At 71.9% G+C, this 21978-nt stretch carries 22 protein-coding genes, 1 tRNA gene and 1 pseudogene; 11 read left to right on the top strand and 13 right to left on the bottom strand.

All coding sequences use genetic code 11. The features are described from left to right. Positions 1–344 precede the first annotated feature (344 nt). The 4 genes and pseudogenes from lanKC to OIE51_RS03775 all read left to right on the top strand — a co-directional run. Positions 345–2975: a class III lanthionine synthetase LanKC gene (lanKC, locus tag OIE51_RS03790; protein WP_326595498.1), complete on the top strand. Its 2631-nt coding sequence runs from the start codon at positions 345–347 to the stop codon at positions 2973–2975. Positions 2976–3040: 65 nt separating this feature from the next. Continuing rightward, positions 3041–3175: a SapB/AmfS family lanthipeptide gene (locus OIE51_RS03785; RefSeq protein WP_326595497.1), complete on the top strand. Its 135-nt coding sequence runs from the start codon at positions 3041–3043 to the stop codon at positions 3173–3175. A 151-nt stretch (positions 3176–3326) separates the two neighbouring features. After that, entirely contained in the window at positions 3327–5069 is a 1743-nt protein-coding gene (locus OIE51_RS03780; protein WP_326595496.1) for an ABC transporter ATP-binding protein, read from the top strand. Continuing rightward, positions 5062–6588 (top strand): annotated as a pseudogene (locus OIE51_RS03775) (ATP-binding cassette domain-containing protein); the annotation flags it as partial. The gene OIE51_RS03780 and the pseudogene OIE51_RS03775, both read left to right, overlap by 8 nt. 279 nt (positions 6589–6867) lie before the next feature. Here the strand turns inward: OIE51_RS03775 and OIE51_RS03770 are convergent. Further along, complete coding sequence (locus OIE51_RS03770) at positions 6868–7476, bottom strand: response regulator transcription factor (protein WP_442811854.1); 609 nt, start codon at positions 7474–7476, stop codon at positions 6868–6870. A gap of 550 nt (positions 7477–8026) precedes the next feature. On the opposite strand from OIE51_RS03770, the gene OIE51_RS03765 reads away from it, so the two are divergent. Next, positions 8027–8398, top strand: a complete 372-nt coding sequence (locus OIE51_RS03765) for an immunity 51 family protein (protein ID WP_326595494.1) — start codon at positions 8027–8029, stop codon at positions 8396–8398. A 7-nt stretch (positions 8399–8405) separates the two neighbouring features. Here OIE51_RS03765 and OIE51_RS03760 read toward each other — a convergent pair whose 3' ends face one another. The 4 genes from OIE51_RS03760 to OIE51_RS03745 all read right to left on the bottom strand — a co-directional run bounded on the left by OIE51_RS03760 (position 8406) and on the right by OIE51_RS03745 (position 9893). Next, entirely contained in the window at positions 8406–8918 is a 513-nt protein-coding gene (locus OIE51_RS03760; protein ID WP_326595493.1) for a methylated-DNA--[protein]-cysteine S-methyltransferase, read from the bottom strand. 65 nt (positions 8919–8983) lie between these two features. Beyond that, positions 8984–9151 (bottom strand): trypsin-like serine protease, encoded by a 168-nt coding sequence (locus OIE51_RS03755; protein WP_326595492.1) that lies wholly within the window; start codon positions 9149–9151, stop codon positions 8984–8986. Between the two features lie 409 nt (positions 9152–9560). Next, a complete protein-coding gene (locus OIE51_RS03750) occupies positions 9561–9722 on the bottom strand; it encodes a hypothetical protein (protein WP_326595491.1) in 162 nt (53 codons plus the stop codon). Positions 9723–9820: 98 nt separating this feature from the next. After that, a tRNA-Leu gene (locus OIE51_RS03745) sits at positions 9821–9893 on the bottom strand. Here OIE51_RS03745 and OIE51_RS03740 point away from each other — a divergent pair. After that, the gene (locus tag OIE51_RS03740) at positions 9879–11435 is read left to right on the top strand and encodes a helix-turn-helix domain-containing protein (RefSeq protein ID WP_326595489.1); all 1557 of its coding nucleotides are present in this window, start codon (positions 9879–9881) and stop codon (positions 11433–11435) included. The two genes, OIE51_RS03745 and OIE51_RS03740, sit on opposite strands and share 15 nt — an antisense overlap. A 495-nt stretch (positions 11436–11930) precedes the next feature. On the opposite strand, the gene OIE51_RS03735 is transcribed toward OIE51_RS03740, so the two are convergent. From OIE51_RS03735 to OIE51_RS03725, 3 genes are all read right to left on the bottom strand, one after another. Continuing rightward, positions 11931–12971, bottom strand: coding sequence for a glycerophosphodiester phosphodiesterase (locus OIE51_RS03735; protein WP_326595487.1), 1041 nt, complete (start codon positions 12969–12971; stop codon positions 11931–11933). A 186-nt stretch (positions 12972–13157) separates the two neighbouring features. Then, a complete protein-coding gene (locus OIE51_RS03730) occupies positions 13158–13337 on the bottom strand; it encodes a hypothetical protein (RefSeq protein WP_326595485.1) in 180 nt (59 codons plus the stop codon). Beyond that, complete coding sequence (locus tag OIE51_RS03725) at positions 13334–14185, bottom strand: methyltransferase domain-containing protein (RefSeq protein ID WP_326595483.1); 852 nt, start codon at positions 14183–14185, stop codon at positions 13334–13336. The genes OIE51_RS03730 and OIE51_RS03725 overlap by 4 nt, the downstream gene beginning before the upstream one ends. Before the next feature lie 28 nt (positions 14186–14213). Between OIE51_RS03725 and pdxR the strand changes: the two genes are divergently transcribed. After that, positions 14214–15746, top strand: a complete 1533-nt coding sequence (gene pdxR, locus OIE51_RS03720; RefSeq protein WP_326595481.1) for a MocR-like pyridoxine biosynthesis transcription factor PdxR — start codon at positions 14214–14216, stop codon at positions 15744–15746. Here pdxR and OIE51_RS03715 read toward each other — a convergent pair. From OIE51_RS03715 to OIE51_RS03700, 4 genes are all read right to left on the bottom strand, one after another. Continuing rightward, positions 15724–16215: a hypothetical protein gene (locus tag OIE51_RS03715; RefSeq protein WP_326595479.1), complete on the bottom strand. Its 492-nt coding sequence runs from the start codon at positions 16213–16215 to the stop codon at positions 15724–15726. The genes pdxR and OIE51_RS03715 overlap by 23 nt on opposite strands. 55 nt (positions 16216–16270) lie before the next feature. Next, positions 16271–16441 carry a hypothetical protein gene (locus tag OIE51_RS03710; protein ID WP_326595478.1) on the bottom strand — a complete coding sequence of 57 codons (171 nt, stop codon included), beginning with the start codon at positions 16439–16441 and terminating at the stop codon, positions 16271–16273. A gap of 76 nt (positions 16442–16517) precedes the next feature. Then, positions 16518–16976 (bottom strand): OsmC family protein, encoded by a 459-nt coding sequence (locus tag OIE51_RS03705; RefSeq protein WP_326595476.1) that lies wholly within the window; start codon positions 16974–16976, stop codon positions 16518–16520. Positions 16977–16993: 17 nt separating this feature from the next. Further along, the gene (locus tag OIE51_RS03700; RefSeq protein WP_326595475.1) at positions 16994–17350 is read right to left on the bottom strand and encodes a GNAT family N-acetyltransferase; all 357 of its coding nucleotides are present in this window, start codon (positions 17348–17350) and stop codon (positions 16994–16996) included. 123 nt (positions 17351–17473) lie between these two features. Here OIE51_RS03700 and wrbA point away from each other — a divergent pair, with 123 nt between their 5' ends. Then, on the top strand, positions 17474–18094 hold the full coding sequence (gene wrbA / locus OIE51_RS03695) for an NAD(P)H:quinone oxidoreductase (RefSeq protein WP_326595474.1): 621 nt from the start codon (positions 17474–17476) through the stop codon (positions 18092–18094). Between the two features lie 35 nt (positions 18095–18129). Beyond that, on the top strand, positions 18130–18564 hold the full coding sequence (locus tag OIE51_RS03690; RefSeq protein ID WP_326595472.1) for a tetratricopeptide repeat protein: 435 nt from the start codon (positions 18130–18132) through the stop codon (positions 18562–18564). 33 nt (positions 18565–18597) lie between these two features. Here the strand turns inward: OIE51_RS03690 and OIE51_RS03685 are convergent, their stop codons facing one another. Further along, positions 18598–19413: an SDR family NAD(P)-dependent oxidoreductase gene (locus OIE51_RS03685; RefSeq protein WP_326595471.1), complete on the bottom strand. Its 816-nt coding sequence runs from the start codon at positions 19411–19413 to the stop codon at positions 18598–18600. A gap of 349 nt (positions 19414–19762) precedes the next feature. Here OIE51_RS03685 and OIE51_RS03680 point away from each other — a divergent pair, with 349 nt between their 5' ends. Further along, positions 19763–21235 (top strand): ABC transporter substrate-binding protein, encoded by a 1473-nt coding sequence (locus OIE51_RS03680; RefSeq protein WP_326595469.1) that lies wholly within the window; start codon positions 19763–19765, stop codon positions 21233–21235. A gap of 41 nt (positions 21236–21276) precedes the next feature. After that, complete coding sequence (locus OIE51_RS03675) at positions 21277–21945, top strand: haloacid dehalogenase type II (protein ID WP_326595468.1); 669 nt, start codon at positions 21277–21279, stop codon at positions 21943–21945. Positions 21946–21978: the final 33 nt, after the last annotated feature.

The following is a 21978-nucleotide window of genomic DNA, read 5'->3' as shown; positions in this document are numbered from 1 at the left end:
CCGCTGGGACCGCTGGGACCGCTGTGCCCACGGGGCCACCGGGGCTGGGCGACCGCGACGCTGTCCGTTCCCGGCCTGTGCGCCGCCGCGGCCACCGGGCTGCGCCGCCCCGTCGAGTACGCCGAACTGCTCCGCCTGGCCGGGGTCAGCGACCCGCCGTCCGCGCCGCTGATCACGGCGGCCGGGGGCGCGCTGGGTCGGCTGATCGCCGCCGTCGCCAACCTCCCTGGCCACCACCGTCGTCTGTCGCGACATGTGAGTTCCGCACGGCCGTCTCATGACACGCGTGACTGTCCGGGCGGCCGTGGACGTGGAAACCTCTTGTCACTTGCCGAAGGAGGGCGATGGACAAGCGGTACGAGGTTTTCTGTCTGGTCGACAAGCATTTCTACGAAACCCCGGACCGGGCGGCCGAAAAAGCCACCGGCCAGGACCCGGCGCGAGGACTGTACGAGACCGCGCGACGCCCGGTTCCCCAGGGCTGGTCCACCCAAAGGGTCGGCGACTGGCTGCACATGCAGCCGATTGCCGGTGAAATGCCTCTCCAGGGCTGGAAAATCCACGTCTCCGCCGCACTCGCGAACGCCGACAAGACGGCCGCGAAAGTCTGGGAATACTGCGTGCCCCGCCGTATTCCCTTCAAATTCGTCCCCGGTCAGCAGCAGCTCTTCCTGCGCAACTCGAAATACGCCGGACGCGACAACAGCGGCAAGTTCGCGACGATCTACCCGGCGGACGAGGAGCGGGCGCACACCGTGCTCACCGAACTGGGCGAGCTGCTGGCCGGCGAGCCGGGCCCGTACATCCTCACCGACCTGCGCTGGCACGAGGGCCCGCTGTACGTCCGCTACGGCGCGTTCGCCCCGCGCTACTGCGACAACGGCTCCGGCGCCCTGGTACCCGCCGTCGAGAACGCCGAGGGCCGGCTTGTCCCGGACCGCAGGACCCCCACCTTCAGCGTCCCCGACTGGGTCACCCTGCCCGCCTTCCTCGCACCGCACCTCGCCGCCCGCGACGGCGTCACCATCCGCGACCTGCCCTACCGCATCGAGGCCGCCCTGCACTTCTCCAACGGCGGCGGCGTCTACCGGGGCACCGATCTGCGCGGTGGCGATCCGGTCGTCCTCAAGGAGGCGCGCCCGTACGCCGGGCTGGCGGCCGACGGCGCGGACGCCGTCACCCGTCTGGAGCGCGAGAAGGCCGCCCTCGAACGGCTGACCGGCCTGTCCGTGGCGCCGGAGGTGCGCGACTGGTTCACCCTCGGCGACCACCGCTTCCTGGTGATGGACTTCCTCCCGGGCCGGACCCTCAACTCCTTCTTCGCGGAACGCCATCCGCTGCTCACCGTGCACCCGGAGCCCGAGGCCCTGGCCGACTACACGCGGTGGGCGCTGACGGTCCTCGCGGGCGTCGAACGGGCGCTGGCGATCCTGCACGGGCGCGGGCTCGTCTTCAACGACCTGCACATGTTCAACGTCATGATCGCGCCGGACGGCGAGTCGGTGTCCCTGCTGGACTTCGAGGCCGCCGCCCCGGCCGCCGACAACGGCCGGCAGATCGTCGCCCACCCCGGCTTCATGGCCCCCCGCGACCGGACCGGCCACGCCGTCGACCGCTACGCGCTGGCCTGCCTGCGGCTGGCCATGTTCATGCCGATGACCTCGCTTTTCGCCGTCGACCGCGGCAAGGCCGCGCACCTGGCGGCGGTCGCCGCCCGCGAATTCCCCGACCTGCCCGCCGGGTTCCTCGACAAGGCCGTCGCCGAGATCGAGGGCCGCCCAACGGCGCCCGCCGTCCGGGCGAAGGCGCCGATCCCCGTGCCGCTGCCGTCCGGCGACTGGGAGCGCTGCCGCGCCTCCATGGTCCGCGCCATCCTCGCCTCGGCCACGCCCGAGCGCGACGACCGCCTCTTCCCGGGCGACATCACCCAGTTCGCCACCGGCGGCGGACTCGGCCTGGCCAACGGCGCGGCCGGGGTGCTCCACGCCCTCGCCGAGACCGGCGCCGAGCCGTACGAGGAGGGCGAACGCTGGCTGCTGCGGCAGGCCGCCGCCCCGCCCGAGGGCAGCCGACTCGGCCTGTACGACGGGCTGTTCGGCGTCGCCCACACCCTGCACCGGCTCGGCCACACGCAGCCCGCGCTGGACCTGGCCGCCCTGGCGCTCGGCGAACGCTGGGAGCGCCTGCCCGCCGATCTCCACGGCGGACTGGCCGGCGTCGGCCTCGTGCTGGACGAGCTGGCCGCCGCGACCGGCGACGACGGCCTGGCCGCCCGCGCGGCCGTCGCCACCGAGCTGGCCGCCGCGTCCCTCACCGCACCGCCCGAGCCGCGCGGGCGCAGGCGCGCCGGGCTGCTGTACGGCGCCTCGGGAGCCGCTCTGCTCTTCCTGCGGCGCTACGAGCGGACCGGTGACCGCGCCCTGCTGGACCTCGCGGCCACGGCGCTGCGGCGCGATCTGGATCACCACTGTGTCCTCGACAGCCGCGGCACGCTTGTGGTCGACGAGGGGGACCGCATCCTGCCGTATCTGGGTGAGGGCAGCGTGGGCATCGCGGCGGTCCTCGACGACTACCTCGCGCACGACGCCGACGAGGCGTTCGAGCGGGCCCGGGCGGAGATCCTGCCGGGCGCGATGCTGCGCTACTACGCCCAGCCGGGCCTGTTCCGGGGCCGGGCGGGCATGGTCTGGCACCTGGGGCGCACCACCACCCCCGGCGCCGACGCCCCGGCCGGGCTCACCGCCCAGCGCGCCGCCATGGACTGGTACGCCATGGACTATCAGGGCGAACTCGCCTTCCCCGGCGAGCAGATGATGCGCCTGTCGATGGACCTGGCGACTGGCACCGCCGGCTGTCTGCTGGCGCTGGGCGTGGCCCGGCACCGCACCACGGGAGGCGGCGGGCCCGGCCCCCGGCTGCCCTTCCTGCCGCCACCCGCGCGGCCCATGGACCGGTCCTCCGACGGGGGACCGTGACGAAAGGCTTCTCCGCCGCGCTCCGCGGTGGAGGAGACACCGGTACCGACGAAAGGAAGTGCCCCATGTCCCTGCTCGACCTGCAGACGATGGAGCCCGAGAACGCGACCACCGGCGGTGGCGGCGGTGGCGACCAGAGCAGCCTCAGCCTCCTCGCCTGCGACAAGCACAGCTCGAACAGCTTCCTGCTCTGTCTCTGAGCTGTCCGGGCACCACACCGGCGGCCCTGCGCGGTACTTCGCGCGGGGCCGCCCGCGTTCCGTCGCCGTTCCGTTCCCCGTCCTCGCCCACCCCCACGCTCAAACCCCCGCGCTCACCACCCCCGCGACCCTCCGAGGAGGCCGGACGCGCATGCAGCGGCCCAGTCAGACGCGGCCTGGTGACCGCGCACGGCCCCTGACCGCCCGACGCGGCGGGGCGCGTGTCGCCGCCCTGACCCTGCTCTCGCTGGCCGACACCGCCGCCGCGCTGCTGCTGCCGGCCGCGCTGGGCCACACCCTGGACCTGCTGCTCGACGGCACGGACGCCGGCTCCGCCGCCGGCCGCCGCTGGAGCCTGCTGTGCGCGGCCCTCGTCGGCGCCCAGATCGTCCTGGACGCCGCCACCACCGTGCTGACCGCCACCACCGACGCCCGCGAGGCGGCCCGGCTGCGCGGCCGACTGCTGCGCCACGTCCTGGCCGTCGGCCCCCGCGCCGCCGACCGTTTCCCGGCGGGGGACCTGGTCACCCGCGGCACCGTCAACGCGGCCCACGCGGGCGCCGAGCCCGCCGCCCTGGCCGCCGCCGTCTCCGGTGTCGCCGCCCCGGCCGGCGGCATCGTCGCGCTCGCCCTCGTGGACTGGCGGCTGGCCGTGGCGTTCGCCGCCGGAGTGCCGCCGCTGGCGGTGCTGCTGCGGACGTTCACCCGCTCGACCGCCGACGTCGTCGCCCGCTACCAGGAGATCCAGGCCGACATCGCCGGCCGGCTGGTCGAGGCGCTGGGCGGCGCCCGCACCATCGCCGCCGCGGGCACCGAGCCGCGCGAACGGGACCGCGTGCTCGCCCCGCTGCCCGAACTGAGCGCCCAGGGCCACCGGATGTGGCACGTCAGCGCCCGGGCCGTCGCCCGGGCCGCCGCGCTCGCCCCGCTGCTCCAGCTCGTCGTCGTCGCGGTCGCGGGGCTCCTGCTGGCGGTCGGCGACCTGACCGTGGGCGGCCTGCTGGCGGCGGCCCGGTACGTGGTGATGGCCACCGGGATCGGCGTGTTCGTCGGTCACCTCAACCGGCTCGTCCGGGCCCGGGGCGCCGCCCGGCGGCTCGGCGAGGTGTTCGCCGAACCGCCCGTCCGGCACGGCGACGCGACGCTGCCGCCCGGCGGGCCCGGCCGCCTGGAGCTCCGCCGGGTGACGGCCCGGCGCGACGGGCGCGACGTGCTGCGCGGCCTCGATCTCGTGCTTCCCGGCGGCGCCACGGTCGCCGTCGTCGGCCGCTCCGGCGCGGGCAAATCGCTGCTGGCCGCGCTCGCCGGACGGCTGGCCGACCCGGACGACGGCGACATCCTGCTCGACGGCGTCCCGCTGGCCGCCCTGCCGCGCGCCACCCTGCGCGCCGAGATCGGCTACGCCTTCGAACGGCCCGCGCTGCTCGGCTCCACCCTGGCCGGCACCATCGGCTTCGGCCCGGCCCCGCCGCCCGCCGACCGGATCGCCGCCGCCGCCCGCTCGGCCAGCGCCGACACGTTCATCCGGAGGTTGCCGGACGGCTACGCGACCCGCTGCGCCGACGCGCCGCTGTCCGGCGGGGAGCTGCAACGGCTCGGCCTGGCACGGGCGTTCACCCACACCGGGCGGCTGCTGATCCTGGACGACGCCACCTCCAGCCTGGACACGGTGACCGAGCTGCGCGTCGGCCGGGCGCTGCTCGCCGACGCGCACGCCCGTACCCGGCTGATCGTCGCGCACCGGGCGGCCTCGGCCGCCCGCGCCGACCTCGTGGCCTGGCTCGACGGCGGCCGGATCCGCGCCCTGGGCCCGCACCGCGACCTGTGGCGGTGGGCGGAGTACCGGGCGGTGTGGGAGGCCGGGGACGACGCCGGGGAGGCGCGCGATGACTGATCCAGGGACCGTGGGTGGCGAGGCCGTGGTGGGTGGCGAGGCCGGGGCGGGCGGGGGCGAACGGGGCCTGGTCCGTCAGGGCGTGCGGTTCCTGCGTGCGCGCCCGCGTGCGCTGAGAGCGCTCTTCTGGTGGTCGATGCTCCAATGCGCACAGACCTTCCTCATCGGATACGGAATCGCTCGCGCCCTTGACGAGGGCTTCCTCGCCGGACACACGACCACCGGACTGTGGTGGCTCTGCGTCACCGGAGTCGGTGTCGCGGCGGGCGCGCTCAGCGCCGGCCGCGTCTACCGGGCGGTCGCGGCCCTGGTCGAGCCGCTGCGCGACACGCTCGTGCGGGGCGTGGTGGCGCGCGGACTGCGCCGGGCCGTGCGGGACGGGCGGGCGGACGGCGCCTCGGCCGTCTCCCGTCTGGGCCACCAGACGGAGATCGCCCGCGACAGCTTCGCCGGCCTGGTGCTGGTGGCCCAGACGTTCGTCTTCACCACCGCCGGGGCGCTGGCCGGACTGCTGCTGCTGGCCCCGGTGCTGCTGCTGGTCGTGCTGCCGCCGCTGCTGGCGGGCCTCGCCGTCTTCGCCTGGTCGCTGCGCCCGCTGGCGCGGCGGCAGCGGGACGTGCTGATCGCCGACGAGGGGCTCGCGGACGCGCTGGGGGAGGCGTTCGGCGGGCTGCGCGACGTCGTGGCCTGCGGCGCCGAGGACCGGACGGCGGCCGAGGCGGGCGCCCGCGTGGAGGACGAGCTGCGGGCGGCGCGTTCGCTGGCCCGGTGGGGGGTGTGCCGGGTGCTGGCGCTCGGGCTCGGCGGCCATCTCCCGGTGCCGCTGCTGCTGTTCCTCGCGCCCTGGCTGCTCGACCGGGGGGTGGGCGCGGGCGCGCTGGTCGGGGCCCTGACCTTCGTCACCCAGGCGCTGATGCCCGCCCTGTCGAGTCTGGTCAACGGCATCGGCGGGGCCGGTGCGCGGCTATCGGTCGTGGTCGGCCGCCTCCGCGAGGACCCCCCGGTCCCGGCCGACCCGCACGCCGCGCCCCGGCTCCGGTCCCGGCCCCTGCTTCTGTCGTCGGCCCGGGGCGCGGATCAACCGGCCGTGCTGCTGCGGGGCGTCACCTTCGCGTACGGCGGCCGGGCCGACCCGGTGCTGACCGGCGTCGACCTGACCGTTCCGGCCGGCGGCCACCTGGCCGTCGTCGGGCCGAGCGGTACCGGCAAGTCCACGCTCGCCGCCCTGGCGGCGGGCCTGCTGGCGCCCGGTGCCGGGGACGTCCTCCTGTGCGGCGAGCCCGTCACCGGCCGCCGCGCCGCCGACCTGGCGCGGCTGCGGGTGCTGATCCCGCAGGAGGCATACGTGTTCTCCGGCACCGTCGCGGCGAACCTCGGCTACCTGCGCCCCGATCCGGTGCCGGAGAAGGAGCTGCTGGCCGCCGCCGACGCCGTGGGCGCGGACGGCCTCGTGGCCCGGCTCGGCGGCCCGGACGGCCGCGTGGCACCCGGGCGGCTGTCCGCCGGGGAACGCCAGCTGCTGGCCCTCGCACGGGCCTATCTGGCGCCCGCGCCCGTGGTGCTGCTGGACGAGGCGACCTGCCACCTGGACCCGGCCGCCGAGGCGCGGGCCGAACACGCCTTCGCCGCCCGTCCCGGCGGCACCCTCGTCGTCATCGCCCACCGCCTCAGCTCGGCCCGGCGCGCGGACCGGGTGCTGGTCCTGGACGGCGACCGCCACTTCAGCGGCGGCCACCGTGACGTGCTGGCGCGCTCCGCTCTCTACCGGGACCTGGCGGGCAGCTGGTCGGACATGGGATCAGACCCAGCCGGCGGTCCGGGAGATGCGGATGGCGTCCACCCGGTTGCGGGCGCCGGTCTTGCGGATGATCGCGGCCAGATAGTTGCGGACGGTGCCCTCGGCGAGCCACAGCTTCTCGGCGATCTCGGGCACCGGGGCGCCGTCGGCGGCGAGTGACAGCACGTTCAGTTCGCGTGGGGTCAGAGGCATCTCAGCCGCGCTGAGGAAGTCGAAGGCGAGGGCGTCATCGACGTAGCGGCTTCCCTTGGCGACCCGGCGTATCGCCTCGATGAGCCGCTCGGGCGGCGCGTCCTTGCTGACGAAGCCGAGCGCTCTGGCCTCGAACGCCCGGTGCAGCAGGCCGGGTCTGCCGGTCGGCGCGAGCACCACGACATCGGTGTTCGCGGCGATGTCGTCCTCGCGGTGGCGGGCATCCGGGCCGGCGAGGTAGGAGAACCCCGGACAGTCGAGGTCCACCAGCATCAGATCCGCCGGACCGAGCACCGCCTGTTGCGGCAGCTCCGCCCAGGAGGCCGGAACCACGTCCATGTCCTCCTCCGCCGCGAGCAGTGAAGTCAGTGCGCAGCGCAGCAGATTGTCGTCGTGCACGAGCAGTAACCGGATCACGTTCGGTGCCTCCTATAATCGTCACGCCGCGCGCACCTGGATCGACCAGGGCCCCCATCATCCTGATCCTCGCCGCCCGTTCATGGGTGCGCGATGCCGCATACCCGTGGAGCACGATGGGCGCAGAAGGGGGCGCACTACGAAGTCAAGTGCTCCCTTTGCGTGAACTTATGTGTGTGAATCGGAACTTGAGCGCCCTCGATCGCCGCGCAATTCCCGGCGGCAATTGCGCGCCCGGGCACGCGACCACATTTCCGGTCTGCCGAGACGCACGCCCACTGACCACTTCACGCCGCCTCCTGCTCAACACATGAGCAAGGGGCGCGGAAGGGTGATTCGGCGGCGTTTTCCGGCGGACCCCGAAAGCCGCCGCGCGGGTGGTGACACGGTGGTGACACGGTGGGTGACGGGAACGCGAAGAGTGACTGATCCGAACGCCCTGGCAGCCGCGCGAGAGCCGCGTGCCTGCCCATGGAGCCCCCGGCGCGACAGCCGCGACCGCCTCGGCCGGACCCGGTCACTGTCGGAACCTGGTTGTACGGTCGCCCACATGACTGATCGTGACACGGGCGACGACACCGGCCTCGCCCCGCTGGTGTTCTTCGAGTACGACCACCGGCCCGGCACGTTCTGCCTGTTGCTGAGCGACGCCGCCATGGTGGCGGTGGAGGACGTCTTCGAGCGGTGCGGGCAGTACGGCAACGGCTACGGCTGGGCGGGCGTGGCCCGGTCCGCGGTGCGGGCGCGGGCACCCGAGCTGGCGGGGCGGTTCGGCTACGACCCGGAGGCGGGGATGTTCGTGGCGTACGGCGAGGACGCCGACGCGCTGCGGCGGCTGGGGATGTTGCTGCGGGAGGCGCTCCACGACCGGGCGGTGCTCAGGGAGTTGATCGAGTCCGGCGACCCGGAGTGGTTCGACTGACGGCCGGTCAGAAGAGTCGGCCGGCCTGGACCGCGGCGGGCTCCTCCAGGTCCAGCAGGAAGCGCTTGCGGTCCAGTCCGCCCGCGTAGCCGGTCAGGCCGCCGTCCGCGCCCACCACGCGGTGGCAGGGGACGATGATGGATACCGGGTTCCGCCCGTTCGCCGCGCCGACCGCCTGGGCCAGCGCCGGGTCGCCCAGTTCGCGGGCCAGGTCACCGTACGAGCGGCGCTCGCCGTGGGGGATGTCGCGCAGCAGCCGCCACACCGCCTGCTGGAAGGCGTTGCCGCGCGGCGCGAGCGGCACGTCGAACCGGGTCCGTTCGCCCGCGAAGTATTCCGCCAGCTGGGCCCGGACATCCGCGAATTCCGCGTCCGCCCGGACCCCGGTGGCCTCGGGCGCGGGACCGCGCAGATGCCCCTCGAAGTACAGCCCGGTCAGCGCGCCGCCCTCGCCGGCGACGACCGTCAGGCCGCCGACCGGCGAGTCGATCACGGTGTGCACCACCCGCGCCGCGCTCATGCCACCCTGCCCCCGCCGACGTCACGTTCCGGAACGGACCCACCCTACGTGCCCCCCGCCCGGGCTCAGCACAGGCTCACGCCGTACGTGCCCAGGGCCTCGGGCGCGGGCTGGTAGAACGTCGTCCCGCCGGTCCGGCAGTCGCCGCCGGAGGTGCTGCCCCGCGCGCGTGTGCCGTCGTGGAGCGGGCCGCCCGAATCGCCGGGCTCGGCGCGGACGGCGGTCTGGGTCACGCCGCGCACGGTGCCGCCGCCGCTGAAGTGGACGGTGACGTCGAGAGAGGGAAGGCGCCGCGCTCGTTCGCCGGGTCCGGGGGCTCGTAGAGGTGCTTGGGGAGGAGCGGGAGCGCGTCCGGCCCGAACGTTGACGGTGGCTTGGGGGCGCTCGGGGGGGCTACGGGGTCGGCGGTCTGGTGAACGGCTCGTTGCTGTCGTCCGCCGCGCTGTTCGCGGTGCTTGCCGCTGGGGCGGTCTATCAGGCAGACCAGCCATGCGGCGAGTCTCGCGATAAGGTCGGTCACTGTCTCAGCTCCTGTGTCAACGGTGTCTGCTGGGGCCACGGCCCCGGGGAGTGCGGCGAACACTCCCGCCGGGGTTCCCGCCCCTGACACGGAGTTGAGGCATCAGGAGCGGGAAGTTCGCGCTAGTCCTTCTTCTTCCTTGCCTCCTTTTCCGCCTTGCGGCGCTCAGCGCGGTTCCCCTCGGGGTCGGCCGTCACACGCTGGACGAACTGCTGTTCCACGGTCTGAGTTCCACCGGAGTTTCGCTTCTTCTTCTTGCTTCCGGTTGCGAGTTTCCTCGGCATGCGTTACCTCGTTGTGGTCGGTCCGGACTTGGGGGCCGGACGCTTTTCTTCGGCCATTGCTCTTGTGCCACTTCGGTTGATGGTATTGGGGGGTGGCGTGCCCGAATCCGGATTCGAACCGGCAGCCCGCGCGATTTAAGCGCGTCCGCTCTCCAGTTGGCGTATTCGGGCCAAGATTTCTACGTACCTCTTCCTGCCGCGCTGCGCGCCCCGGTGGCCTTCAACGCCCGGGTGGCCATGCGCCTGGCCCGGGGCTGGAGTCAGCAGGCCGTGGCCGAACTCTGGAATGAGCGTTTCCCCGGAGCCAATGGGGAGCGGCCATTGACTGCAAAAAAGCTGTCATATTGGGAGACATGGCCGCAGTCGGGCCACGAACCGAGCCTGACCACTCTAGGGCGATTGGCCCAGCTCTACGGGTGCACTACGAAAGATCTCGTAGACAGTGAAGACCCGCCCTCAGCTTGTGGAGCACAAGCGGTAACGAGCGGCGCGAACAGCTCCCTCCCACCAAAATCAATCGCCGCCTCTACAGCGCTGAATTCCGGCAGGGAATCACCACTTGCGCTCTCTGCTGCGGCAACCAGGGACTTGGCACGCCAGGTTGAGACCATAAGTTTCGATGAGCTTGCCCAGATAGTCCTTACGTGGATAAGGCAGGGGTATTTGGATATGAACCGTCGTGACCTGCTCCAGAAAGTAAGCGCTGCGCTCACCGTGGCCGCTGCGTCACCGGTGTTCGACATGGCCGAAGCGGACAGTCGCGAACGTATTGCGGCAGCAGTCCAGAACCCGAGCCGCATCGATGATGCAATGGTCACCGATGCCGAACAGGCATTGTTGCCGTACCGGAAGCAAGGGGATGTGCTTGGCGCTCATGTCGCCTTGCAGTCCGCCTTGGCGCAACGCAAGTTCATCGCCGGGTTTTTGGCCGAGGCGCCAGGCACCCTCAAACCGCGTCTGTTGTCAGTTTATGCTGAACTCAGCCAGACCATCGGATGGCAACTGTTCGACCTTGGTGACTACAGGGCGGCACAGTATTACTACGACGACGCCAGGACAGCCGCCCATGACGCCGAAAACGTCGAACTCGTCTCGTATGTGCTGTGCACCATGAGCCAGATGGCAACCTGGCAGGGGAAACCCCGCGTCGGTATTGACCATGCCGTCGCCGCGCGCTCATGGGCGGAAGGGACCGGCAGTTGGGCGGTGCGGGCTTATGCCGTAGACGTCGCCGCACGCGCCTACGCTGCAGATGGCGACGACGCCAAGACACGTCGCGCCTTGGACGACGAGCGCAATGCCTATGCGGAAATGCGGGCTGCTGACCAACCACTCTCTTCGTGGTGGTACTTCTACGACGAGTCGTTTTATTGGAGTATTCGCGCCGAGTGCGGTTTGCGTCTCGGTACTCCTGAGGACGCGCTGTATGCCATTGAGACGGCTATGCCGCTCGTAGACAAGACCAACCTTGCCGAATACGCGCACGTCTTGGTTGACCAGTCGTCGGCGCATATCCAGCTAGGGGATATCGACCGTGCAAGCGAGATCGCCAGTTCGGTGGCACGGATCACGACCGTCAACCGGTCGCCTCGGATTATTGGGCGGGTACGTGACTTGCGTGCTGCCCTTTCTTCATGGCAGCAGACACGCGCCGTGCGGAATCTCGATGACGCGCTACACGGATACGGAATCCGAACTTCTTCGGGTAAGTGAGTTCTGCGTAGCGCCTGGTTCCGGGCATGGCGCAGCCCCGCTCCCCCAGCAACGGGGGGGCGGGGCTGTTCCGCGCTCAGGCGGCAAGACGAGTGGCGTCCGGTCCTTCGTCGTGGTCGAACCAGCGTTGAGCGGCCCAGCGGAGCCGGAAGTGTGGCGGCATCGTCTCCCACCGGCCAGTCATGTCTTCGCGTCCGTCTACCACCGTCCGTTGGACGGACTCCACCCCGGAAACGCCAAGACCCCGCCCGATCGGAATGATCGGACGGGATCCTCAACGCTCACACCTGGTCTCGTGAACGGCCCTGCGGTGGGGTGCGGATGACCTGTGACTTCTGGAGGGCTTGAAGATCATTTCTCATCTGGTGGGTGATCGTTTCCCGCGCTCCAGCGAAGGCACGGTTTCCGCCCCGGCAGGTGGGCGGAACGAGATCCACCCATCGGGCGGCGGAGTGGGCCGGCCGGCAGCGGCTCCGCGCTCCTGCTCTGACGGGCTCAGCCGCGCCTGAGGATGTCGCGCAACACCTGCGGGTAGTTGGTGATGACGCCGTCGACCTGCCAGTTGATCGCCCGGCGCATGTCTTGACCAGCGTTGACGGTCCACACATGGATCTCCATGCCGCGTGCGTGGACCTGGTCGACCGTGGTCTGGTCGATCACACCGAGCGCGGGGTTGACCTGCTGCGCCCACGTCGCCGCCGCGGCGATGTCCGCCTCGGTCGGCTTGCTGCCGTAGAGCAGCCCAACGGGTACGTCGGGAGCCAGATCCTTGTAGGCGCGCAGCCACACGTGGTCAAAGGACTGGACGACGACGCGATCGGCATCGAGGGCGCGGTTGAAGGCCGGCAGTGAGCGCAGCTCCTCGTCGAGATCGGACGCGATGCCGGGGTAGAGCTCCGGAGACTTCGGCTCCAGCAGCATGCCGGCGCGGTTTCCGACGGCGTTGACCCACTCGGCAAGCGTGGGCACCCGCTCCCCCGCGAATTCCGGAGCGAACCACGAACCCGCGTCGAGCTGTCTGATCTCAGCCAGGGTGAAGTCGCGGACGTTCCAGGGCGCGCGGTCGGGGAAGACCTGCTCGACGTCGGTGGTACGAGTCAGCGTCGTATCGTGCACGATCACCAGCTCACCGTCCCGGGTGCGCTGGATGTCGTTCTCCACGACATCGGACCTCTGCGCGATGGCCAGCTGTACGGACGCGAGGGTGTTCTCCGGTGCGACGCCCGACGAGCCCCGGTGCGCGATGACGTCGACACTCGGCTGGGTGGCGGCGGCGGTGGTCCCCGCGAACCCGACCAGCAGCGACACGACTACGACAAAGACGGCGCCAAGAGCGCGCCTGGTGCGAGACATGACATTCCCTTCCTGACAGTGGTCGACGCTGACAGGTCGACCGAAAACCTCCTGGACCTTGGCGCGCGGAGGAGAACGCTCGATGACGCCCGACCAGACCTCTCGTGATCTGTCGACGGCGGTGGAACGAGGTGTCCCGGCCGCATGACCGTCGGGCGACCTGGCGCCTACCGTGAACTTCACGCCCCAGCCGGCGTCTCGGGCGGTGCCCGCCGAGGAGACGAGGCCCTCGGTCGGCAGGTGTGGTTACCCGGAGACCACACCGAAGCCCGCCCACGGTCGGGCCCTACCTCGGACAAGCCCCGGACCTCGGACAAGCTCTGGAAACGCCAAGATCCCGCCCGATCGGAATGATCGGACGGGATCCCGTCAACACGAGGTCTGTTCCGCGCCGCGCAGGTCCGCGAGGAGGCGTTCGGTGTCCCGGTCCCGGGAGGTGTCCGAGCAGCCTGCCGGGGGCGGCTGGGGGACGGTCGGGCGGCGGTGGTTGCGTTCCAGGCCCCAGAGGAGCGGTGTCAGCAGCACCAGGGCGAACAGGACAGCGGTCACGCGGCATCGGGCGGGTTCACGGCGACGGCCTTGAAGAACGTGTAGTGGAACGTCCCGCCGTCCTCCGCCGTGCGGCGCAGGTCCGCGATGCCCCGGGCCCAGTCGGCGTGGGTGGTCAGCCCGGCGGCCAGCGCCTCGTCGCTGAGGCCTTCGACCATCGCGGTGAACGTGTCGCGGGTGAAGCCCTCGACCAGCGCGGGCCGGGTGCGGTCGGCGTAGACCGTGCGCGGGCGGACCGTGATGTCGGCGTATCCGGCCCCGGCCAGCAGCGGCTGGAGGCGGCGGCCGATCAGCGCGTCGCCGCCGGCCGCCGACTGGAGCGAGACCAGGCAGCCGATCGCCGCGCGGGCGTCGGCGCTGTCGGGGTGGAAGAACGCCGAGCCATGGTCCCCCTCGATCACCGTGACCGTGCCGCCCGGCCGCAGCACGCGCCGCAGCCCGGCCAACGCGCCCTCCGGGTCCTTCAGATGCTCCAGCACGAAGCAGATGAAGACGTGGTCGAACGCGGTGTCGGCGAAGGGCAGATCGAACAGGTCGGCGCGGTACCACTCCACGCCTGGGACCCGGGCGCGGGCCTGCGCGAGCGACTCGTCCGAGACGTCCACGGCGACCACGCGCGCCCCCGGACTGCCCGCCACCAGATGCACTGTCTGCGCGCCGACCCCACAGCCCACCTCCAACACCCGGCTCCCGGCCGGGAACACGGTGTCCGCGTGCAGCAACTCCGCCAGCGTGTCCGCCTGGTCACCGAGCCGGCGGGCCTCGGCCGCCGAGTACCCGTGCACATATCCGGCCGCCGCCGGTCCCGTCGTGCCGTTTGTGTCGTTCATGCCGTTCGTGTCATTCATGCGTTCAGGCTGTCGCTACCGTGGTCCGGTGAACAGGTCCAATTCGAGTGCCTCGGACAGGTCCAATACCTCAGCGGGCTCCGACTTCCTCCAGCTCGACGTCAAGGACGCCCCGGCGGGCGCGCTGGCCGACTGGCTGGCCGGGCAGCTCCGGCGCGCCATCTCGGACGGCCGCCTGCCGGTGGGCGGCCGGCTGCCCGCCACGCGCGTGCTGGCGGCCGACCTGCGGGTCTCCCGGGGCGTCGTCACCGAGGCGTACCAGCGTCTGACCGAGGACGGGCACATCGCCGGGCGCGGGCGGAGCGGGACGGTGGTCGTCGCCGCGCCCCTGCCCGGGGCGCGCGCGAACGGTTCCCGGGCGAACGGTTCCCGCGTGAACGGTTCCCGCGTGAACGGCCCCGTGCCGCGAGCGCCGTTCGCCGGAGCGCCCGGCGCGGACGTCTTCGACGTCATACGGGCCGCCCCGGCCCGTATCGACCTGTCACCGGGCGTCCCGGACCTCGCCGCGTTCCCGCGCGCGGTCTGGCTGCGTGCCGAACGCGCCGTCCTGCGCGATCTGTCGGCCGCCGCCTTCGGTTACGGAGACCCGCGCGGCACGCCCGCGCTGCGGCTGGCCGTCGCCGACTGGCTGGCCCGCAACCGGGGAATCAGGGCGGACCCGGACGAGGTGATCGTCGTGGCCGGCGTGGCCCAGGCCCTCACCCTGCTCGGCGAGGTGCTCGCCGCCGGCGGTACGCGCGCGGTCGCCGTCGAGGACCCCGGAGCGCTCGGCGCCCGGCAGCACCTGGCAGCCCGGGGGCTGGACACCCCGCCGGTCCCGGTCGACGAGGACGGCGTCCGGGTGGACGCGTTGTGGGCGAGCGGCGCGCCGGCCGTCCTGCTGACGCCCGCCCACCAGTTCCCCATGGGCGTCGTCCTCGGCGGCGAGCGGCGCCGGGAGCTGATGCGGTGGGCCGAGGAAGGCGGCCTGATCGTGGAGGACGACTACGACGCCGAGCACCGTTACGACCGGCCGCCCGTTCCCGCGCTGCGGTCGATGCTGGCCGAACGGGTCTGCTACGGCGGGAGCATGTCCAAGCTGCTCGCGCCCGCGCTGCGCGTCGGCTGGCTCCTGCCGCCGCCCGGACTGCGTGATGCCCTGGTCGACGCCAAGCGGTACGCCGACCTGGGAAACGCCGCGCTGCCGCAGCTCGTGCTGGCGCGGCTGATGGAATCGGGAGAGCTGGAGCGGCAGTTGCGCTTCCTGCGCGGGCGGCACCGCCGCCGCCGGGACGCGATGATCGCCGCGATCGGGGAGCGCCTTCCGGGCGCGACGGTGCACGGCGCGGCGGCGGGCCTGCATCTGACGATCACTTTCGACGCCGGCTTCGCGGACACCGACCTGGCGGCGGCGGCCCTGGCGCGCGGCGTGAAGGCGCACCCGCTGTCCTGGCACGCCCAACTCCCGCACCGGCCCGGCCTGGTGCTGGGCTACGCGGCGAGCACCCCGACGGTCCTGACGGAGGCGGTGGCGCTGCTGGCGGATGCCCGGCGCGCGGTCACAGGACGAGGAGCAGCGTGAAGACGGAGGCGGCCAGCAGCGTCATGCCCGCCAGCTCGCAGGCGAAGGCGAGCCGCAGATACCGCACTTTGACGGCGAAGACGCGCGTGTAGTGGTGGAGGACGCCGAGTTGGGCGACGGCGATGGCCTGCGTCGCCAAGTGCTCGTCCTTGAACCAGTGCTCCGCCGACAGATGGGCGCCGAACGAGCGCGCGTCCACCTCCCGCCACACGGACGGCGTGTTGATGAGGATGCCGAACGCCGTCGCCGCCAGGAAGCACAGCAGGGATGTCCCCACCGTGAGCCGCAGGGTGAGCGGCGCCGCCAGCGTCTCCTCGCGGGCGACCGCGAGGAAGGCGAGCTGGAGGGTCACGAGGGCACCGGAGGTGGTGATGACGGTGACGCCGCGGTTCTCGACGCTCGCCCGGCGTTCGCGCATGTACGCCACCTGTGCGTCGAGGAACCGCGCGACGGACTCACCGGCGGTCATCGGTCCGGGGCGGGCACACCGCGCGCGGTGGCCGGCCGTGGCCGTGCGACCGGCCTCATCGTAGGTGTCGGATGTTGTCCAGAGCGATCCTCGGGTGGTCCTTGTCGATCAGGACGATGGTGGCGAGGAGCTCGTCCCGTGGATCGACGTCATCCTCGTCCCTGTCCCGGTCGCGCCCCCCGTCGCGGTCGGCGTCCTCCGGCGGGCGCTGGTCACGCTTTCCCATGGTTCCCCCCACGGTCAACGACGCGCCGACTCCGGCGCGTTCCACCGACCACGGTAGCCGCCGCGAGGCCGGTGGGTCACCCCTTCCGCTGGGCCGGTGGCCGTGAGACGGGGACGATCGGCACGTCGCCGCGGACCGCGCGGGTCACCGGGGTGCGCTCGGCGATGTCCAGCAGCCGGGCCCGCTGGGCCTCGTCCAGGCCGTCGCCCAGCAGGTCGATCCGCCGGGTGATCCGGGCGTCCTTGCCCGTGCCCTTCTCATAAGCCAGGTGGACCCGGACGCCCTCCAGCGGCCATTCCTTGCGCTGCGCGTACATGCGCAGCGTGATGGCCGTGCAGGAGCCGAGCGCGGACAGCAGCAGGGCGACCGGATGGGGCCCGGTGTCGCCGCCCCCCACGGAGACCGGCTCGTCGGCCGTCAGCCGGTGGCGCCCGGCGCGGATGTCCACGCCGTAGTCGGTGCCGGTGCTCGTGGCGATCACCGCCGTGGTCCGCGTGTACCCGGACGCCTCGGCGTCCTTCACCGTGTCGCTCATCCGCTCCAACTCCTCCGTCAGGCGAGGCCGAAGCGCGCGCGGCGCCCCGCCGGGACCAGCTCCGTGTACTCGGGATGCTTGCCGATCCAGCCCCGGATGAACGGGCAGTACGGCAGCACCGCCAGGCCCCGTTCGCGCGCGGCGTCCAGTGCCGCGCGGGCGAGCGCGCCGGCCAGGCCGCGGCCCTCGAAGCGGGAGTCGATCTCGGTGTGGATGAACGCGATCTCGCCCTCGGACAGGTGGTACTCCGCGAATCCGGCGAGCTCACCGCCCGCGTTGCCGTCCTCGGAGGCGTCCTCGGAGACCCCCTCGGAGACCCCCTCGAAGATCTCGAAGCGTGACCGCTCCGGGTTGTCCACCACGCGGTGTCCCATCGTCCTCGTCCCTCCCGATCATCATCCGGCGGCGCCATCATCACACTTCTGTGCCGGGAATGCCGTCATATAGTTTACTGTTCAAGCAACTGCAGGCGTCAGCGCACGAACGGAGACCCCACTATGAGCACCACCGTCAACCTCGCCGTCATCTACTACTCCGCCACCGGCTTCAGCGCCGAGATCGCCAAGGAGATCGCCGAGGCCGGCGCGAAGGCGGGTGCCGAGGTGCGCCTGCTCAAGGCCGCCGAGCTGGCCCCCGAGGCCGCCATAGCGTCCAACGAGGCCTGGGCCGCGCACGCCGCGGCCAGCGCCGGAGTCCCGGTCGCCACCCCCGACGACGTGGAGTGGGCGGACGCGGTGATCTTCGGCACACCCACCCGGTTCGGCAACATCTCCTCGCAGCTCAAGCAGTTCATCGACACCCTCGGTGGCCTCTGGGCGCGGGGGCGGCTGGCCGACAAGGTCTACAGCGGCTTCGTGACCAGCGCCACCACCCACGGCGGCCAGGAGTCGACCCTGCTCGCGCTGTACAACTCCATCCACCACTTCGGCGGCCTGATCGTGTCCCCCGGCTACACCGACCCCGTGAAGTTCGTGGACGGCAACCCTTACGGCACCTCCCACGTCGACGGTCAGGGCAACAACCCGGTCGGCGAGGAGACCCGAAACGCCGCCCGCCACCAGGCCGAGCGCGTCGTCCGCATCGCGGGCGCCCTCAAGAGCGGGCTGGCCACCGTCTGACCCCACCGGAGCGCGCAGTCCGAGAGGAGCCCCCCATGACCCGCGACCTCGACACCTACCTGCCCAACGGCGAGCCCAGCCCCGGGCGTTGGGCCAGTGCCCGGCACCTGTTCGATGACGGACCCGGCGCGGTGCGGGAAGAGACCGTCGCCGAACGTTGGGAGCGCGCCGGGCTGTTCTTCGAGGCGAGGGACTACGCCACCGCGGCCCGGCTGCTGGCCGGGGTGGTGGAGGAGTTCCCCGACCAGGTCGCGCCGCGCCTGCTGCTGGCCCGCGCCCTCTATCACTCGGCTCAACTCGGCCGCGCCGAAGAGCAGTTGCGTGAGGTGATCGCCCGCGACCCGGTCGAGCCCTACGCCCACCTGATGCTCGGCCGCACCCTGCAACGGCGGGGCAGGGACGAGGAGGCGGCCGTCTTCCTCCGGCTGGCCGACGCCCTCTCCGGCCCGCCGGCGCCGGCGGGCCGCTGAGCCTCCGCCGGGACGAGGACCGGGGGCGGGCGGTCAGGCTCCGCTGGCCTCCCGCTCCCGGTCCTGCCGCTCCAGCTCGTCCTTCATCTGCCGCCACCCCTTCGTGATCTGCCGGTCCACGAGCCTGGGCAGCAGCCGCTTGAGCGCCACCACCACCCGCACCTCGCGGTGGGTGTGGACCAGGAACCGGCCCTTGTCAACGGCCTCGGCCACCCGCTCCGCCACCTGCTCGGGCGTGACCGTGCCCTTCGCGAGCATCTTGTGGGCCACGTCGGCCAGAACGGGGTCGGGACTGCGCAGCCGGGAGCCGAGGTTGGTCGGGACGAAGCCGGGGCAGACCACGGTGGTCCGTATGTTCCACGGCTCCAGCTCGTAGCGCAGGGTCTCCGACAGGGAGATCACGGCGGCCTTGGTGACGTTGTAGGAGGCCATGCCCGGCAGGTTCATCAGCCCGGCCAGCGACGAGATGTTGACCAGGTGCCCGCCGCGCTGCTCCTTGAAGACCGGCGCGAACGTGCGGCAGCCGGCGATGACGCCGTTCAGGTTGATGCCGAGGATCCACTCCCAGTCGGCCGGCGCTATGCGCTCCATGCGGCCGGCGGCGGCCACGCCCGCGTTGTTGACCAGCACGTCCAGCCCGCCCCACGCCGACTCGCACCAGGCGCGCACCCGCTGCCAGTCCTCCTCCGAGCGCACGTCGAGGCGTTGGTAGGACACATCGCCCGCCGGTAGCGCCCCGGGCTCGGCCACGTCGGCGATCAGCACCCGCCAACCCGCCGCCGCGTAGTGGCTCACGATCGCCCGGCCGAGGCCGGAGGCGCCCCCCGTCACCAGAATGCGCTTGCTCATGCCCGCTCCGTTCCCGCCGCGGCGACAGTGCCGCGCGTGGTCCCAACACCCGGCCGGTGACCGGTGGGAGCCCAGCCTAAGCAATGCTCAACAAGCCGGGAACCCCCACCCCGCGGCCTCTCATCAGCCCGTGCCCCGACCCCTGGTCGTCCTCCGGCCGGTTCGCTCGTGACGCACTGTGGCAACGTCTTGTTTACGAAAGATTGTAGACAGATGGCAGTTGACGCTCATACGGTCTTCACCAACAGCGCGGCGCTCCGCTCCAGACGTGAATGAGTGAGCAGCTATGAATATTTTTCGTGTGACCTGTGGAATTTCCCTACTGACACTGACCCTCGGGGCCTGCGGAATGAGTGGTGAGGGCGCCGACGCCTCGGGGGGCGGTGAGGGCGGGAACGGGACGATCGTCATTGACGAGCCGTTCGCGCCGGCCGCCGCCTGGGCGCTGGAGACCGACGACTCGTTCGTCCTGAGCAAGCTCGGCTGTCTGGAGATGCTCGTCTCCAGCGCCGGCAACGGCGTCCTGGAGCCGATGCTCGCCACCTCCTGGGACCAGACGGCGCCCACCGTCTGGGAGTTCGGCCTCCGGAGCGGCGTCACGTTCCAGAACGGCGAGCCGATGGACGCCGAGGCCGTCGCCGGGGCGCTGCAGCACGCGCTCGGTGCGACCGCGCCCGCGTCGGTGTTCTCACCCGATGTGGTGGAGAACGTCGAGGCGGTCGGCGACGACACCGTGCGCATCACCACCCCGACGCCCGATTACCTCATGCCGGAGCGGATGTCGACTCCGCACACCGGGATCCTCGCCCCCTCGGCGTTCGAAGGATCCACCCCCGACCCCCAGGGCACTTGCACCGGTCCCTTCGCCATCATCGAGGAGGTGCCCCAGCAGTCCGTGTCGCTGGAGGCCAACTCCTCCTACTGGGGCGGGGGTGTCGGACTCGACGCGGCCGAGGTCCGGTTCATCCCCGACGGGGCGATGCGCGCCACCCAGATCGACACCGGCGAGGCGCAGATCGCCAGAAAGCTGCCGGTCACCAGCATGGAGACGCTCAGCGGCTCCGGAGGCACCCGGCTGGAGACGGTCGAACTGCCCAGAACCACCGAGCTGATCCTCAACAACGGCCGCGCCCCCTTCGACGACGAACTGGTACGCCGGGCCGTTCAGGCTGCCGTCGACACCCGCGCCATCAGCGAAGCCGTCTACCCCGGCGCGGCCCACCCGGCGGTCGGACCGTTCACCCCGACCGAGCCGTTCGCCCCCGAGCAAGCCGAGCCCGTCGAGGCCGACCCGGACGCGGCGGCGGAGCTCCTGGCGGAGGCCGGCGTCGACCCGTCGTCCCTCAACCTGACACTCCTCGCCTACACCGAGGGCACCGGATTCGCCGACCTCGCCGCCGTCCTCCAGGAGCAGCTCGGAGCCGTCGGGATCGACGTGACCATCGAGACCGGCGACTACGCCTCCATGGAACCGGCCCTGCTCGAAGGCGACTTCGACATGGCGCTGCTCTCCCGCAACTACCTCAACGACATGCCCGACCCGCTCGGCTTCCTCACCGCCGACTACACCTGCGACGGCAGCTACAACATCACGCACGTCTGCGACCCGGAGCTGGACGCCCTGGTCGAGGAGGCCAGGGTCGCCGAGAGCCGGGACGAGCGCTACGCCGTCTACGCACAGACGGCCGAACTCCTCCAGAGCCAAGCCGTGAACGTCTTCCTGGTCCACGAGACCGAGACGGCCGCCGTCGCCGGAGTGGTCGGATACGCCGTCCACCCCTACTACACCCTGACCGCCGACCTGGCCCGCGCCACCGGCTGACCGCCCCCCTCACCAGCGAGAGACGACTCGAAGGGACCCCCATGATCGACTTCCGGCCCAAGTACATCACCTTCGACTGCTACGGCACCCTCACCCACTTCCAGATGTCCGCCGTCACCCGCGGCCTGTACGCGGACCGCGTCGATCCGGACCGCATGGAGGACTTCCTCGACGACTTCGAGGCATTCCGGATCGACGAGGTCATGGGCGCCTACCAGCCCTACCCCGACGTGGTGAAGAACGCCCTCAGGCGCGCCAACACCCTGTGGGACCTGGAGTACCGGGACACCGACGGCGACAGCATCGTCGACGCCGTCCCGACCTGGGGCCCCCACCCCGACGTCCCCGAGGGCCTGGCCAAGCTCGCCGAGGAGTTCCCGCTCGTCATCCTCTCCAACGCGGCCGACTCCCAGATCGCCCACAACGTGGGCAAGCTCGGCGCCCCGTTCCACGCCGTGTTCACCGCCGAGCAGGCGCGGGCCTACAAGCCCCGGCTGCAGGCGTTCGAGTACATGCTCGGACGGCTGGAGTGCGGCCCCGGCGACGTCCTGCACGTGTCGTCCAGCCTGCGCTACGACCTCATCCCCGCCCACGACCTGCGGATCACCAACAAGGTCTACCTCAACCGGGGTTACGAGCCCAGCACGCCGTACTACGGCTACACCGAGATCACGGCCCTGACCGAGCTGCCCGGCCTGCTCGGACTCTGACCCCACCGGCGGACGCCCCGCCCGGTTCCGCCC

Source organism: Streptomyces sp. NBC_01803, assembly GCF_035917415.1.
Classification (GTDB): domain Bacteria; phylum Actinomycetota; class Actinomycetes; order Streptomycetales; family Streptomycetaceae; genus Streptomyces.
The sequence above is the reverse complement of the archived record's forward strand: the minus strand, read 5'-3'. Positions and strand labels throughout refer to the sequence as shown.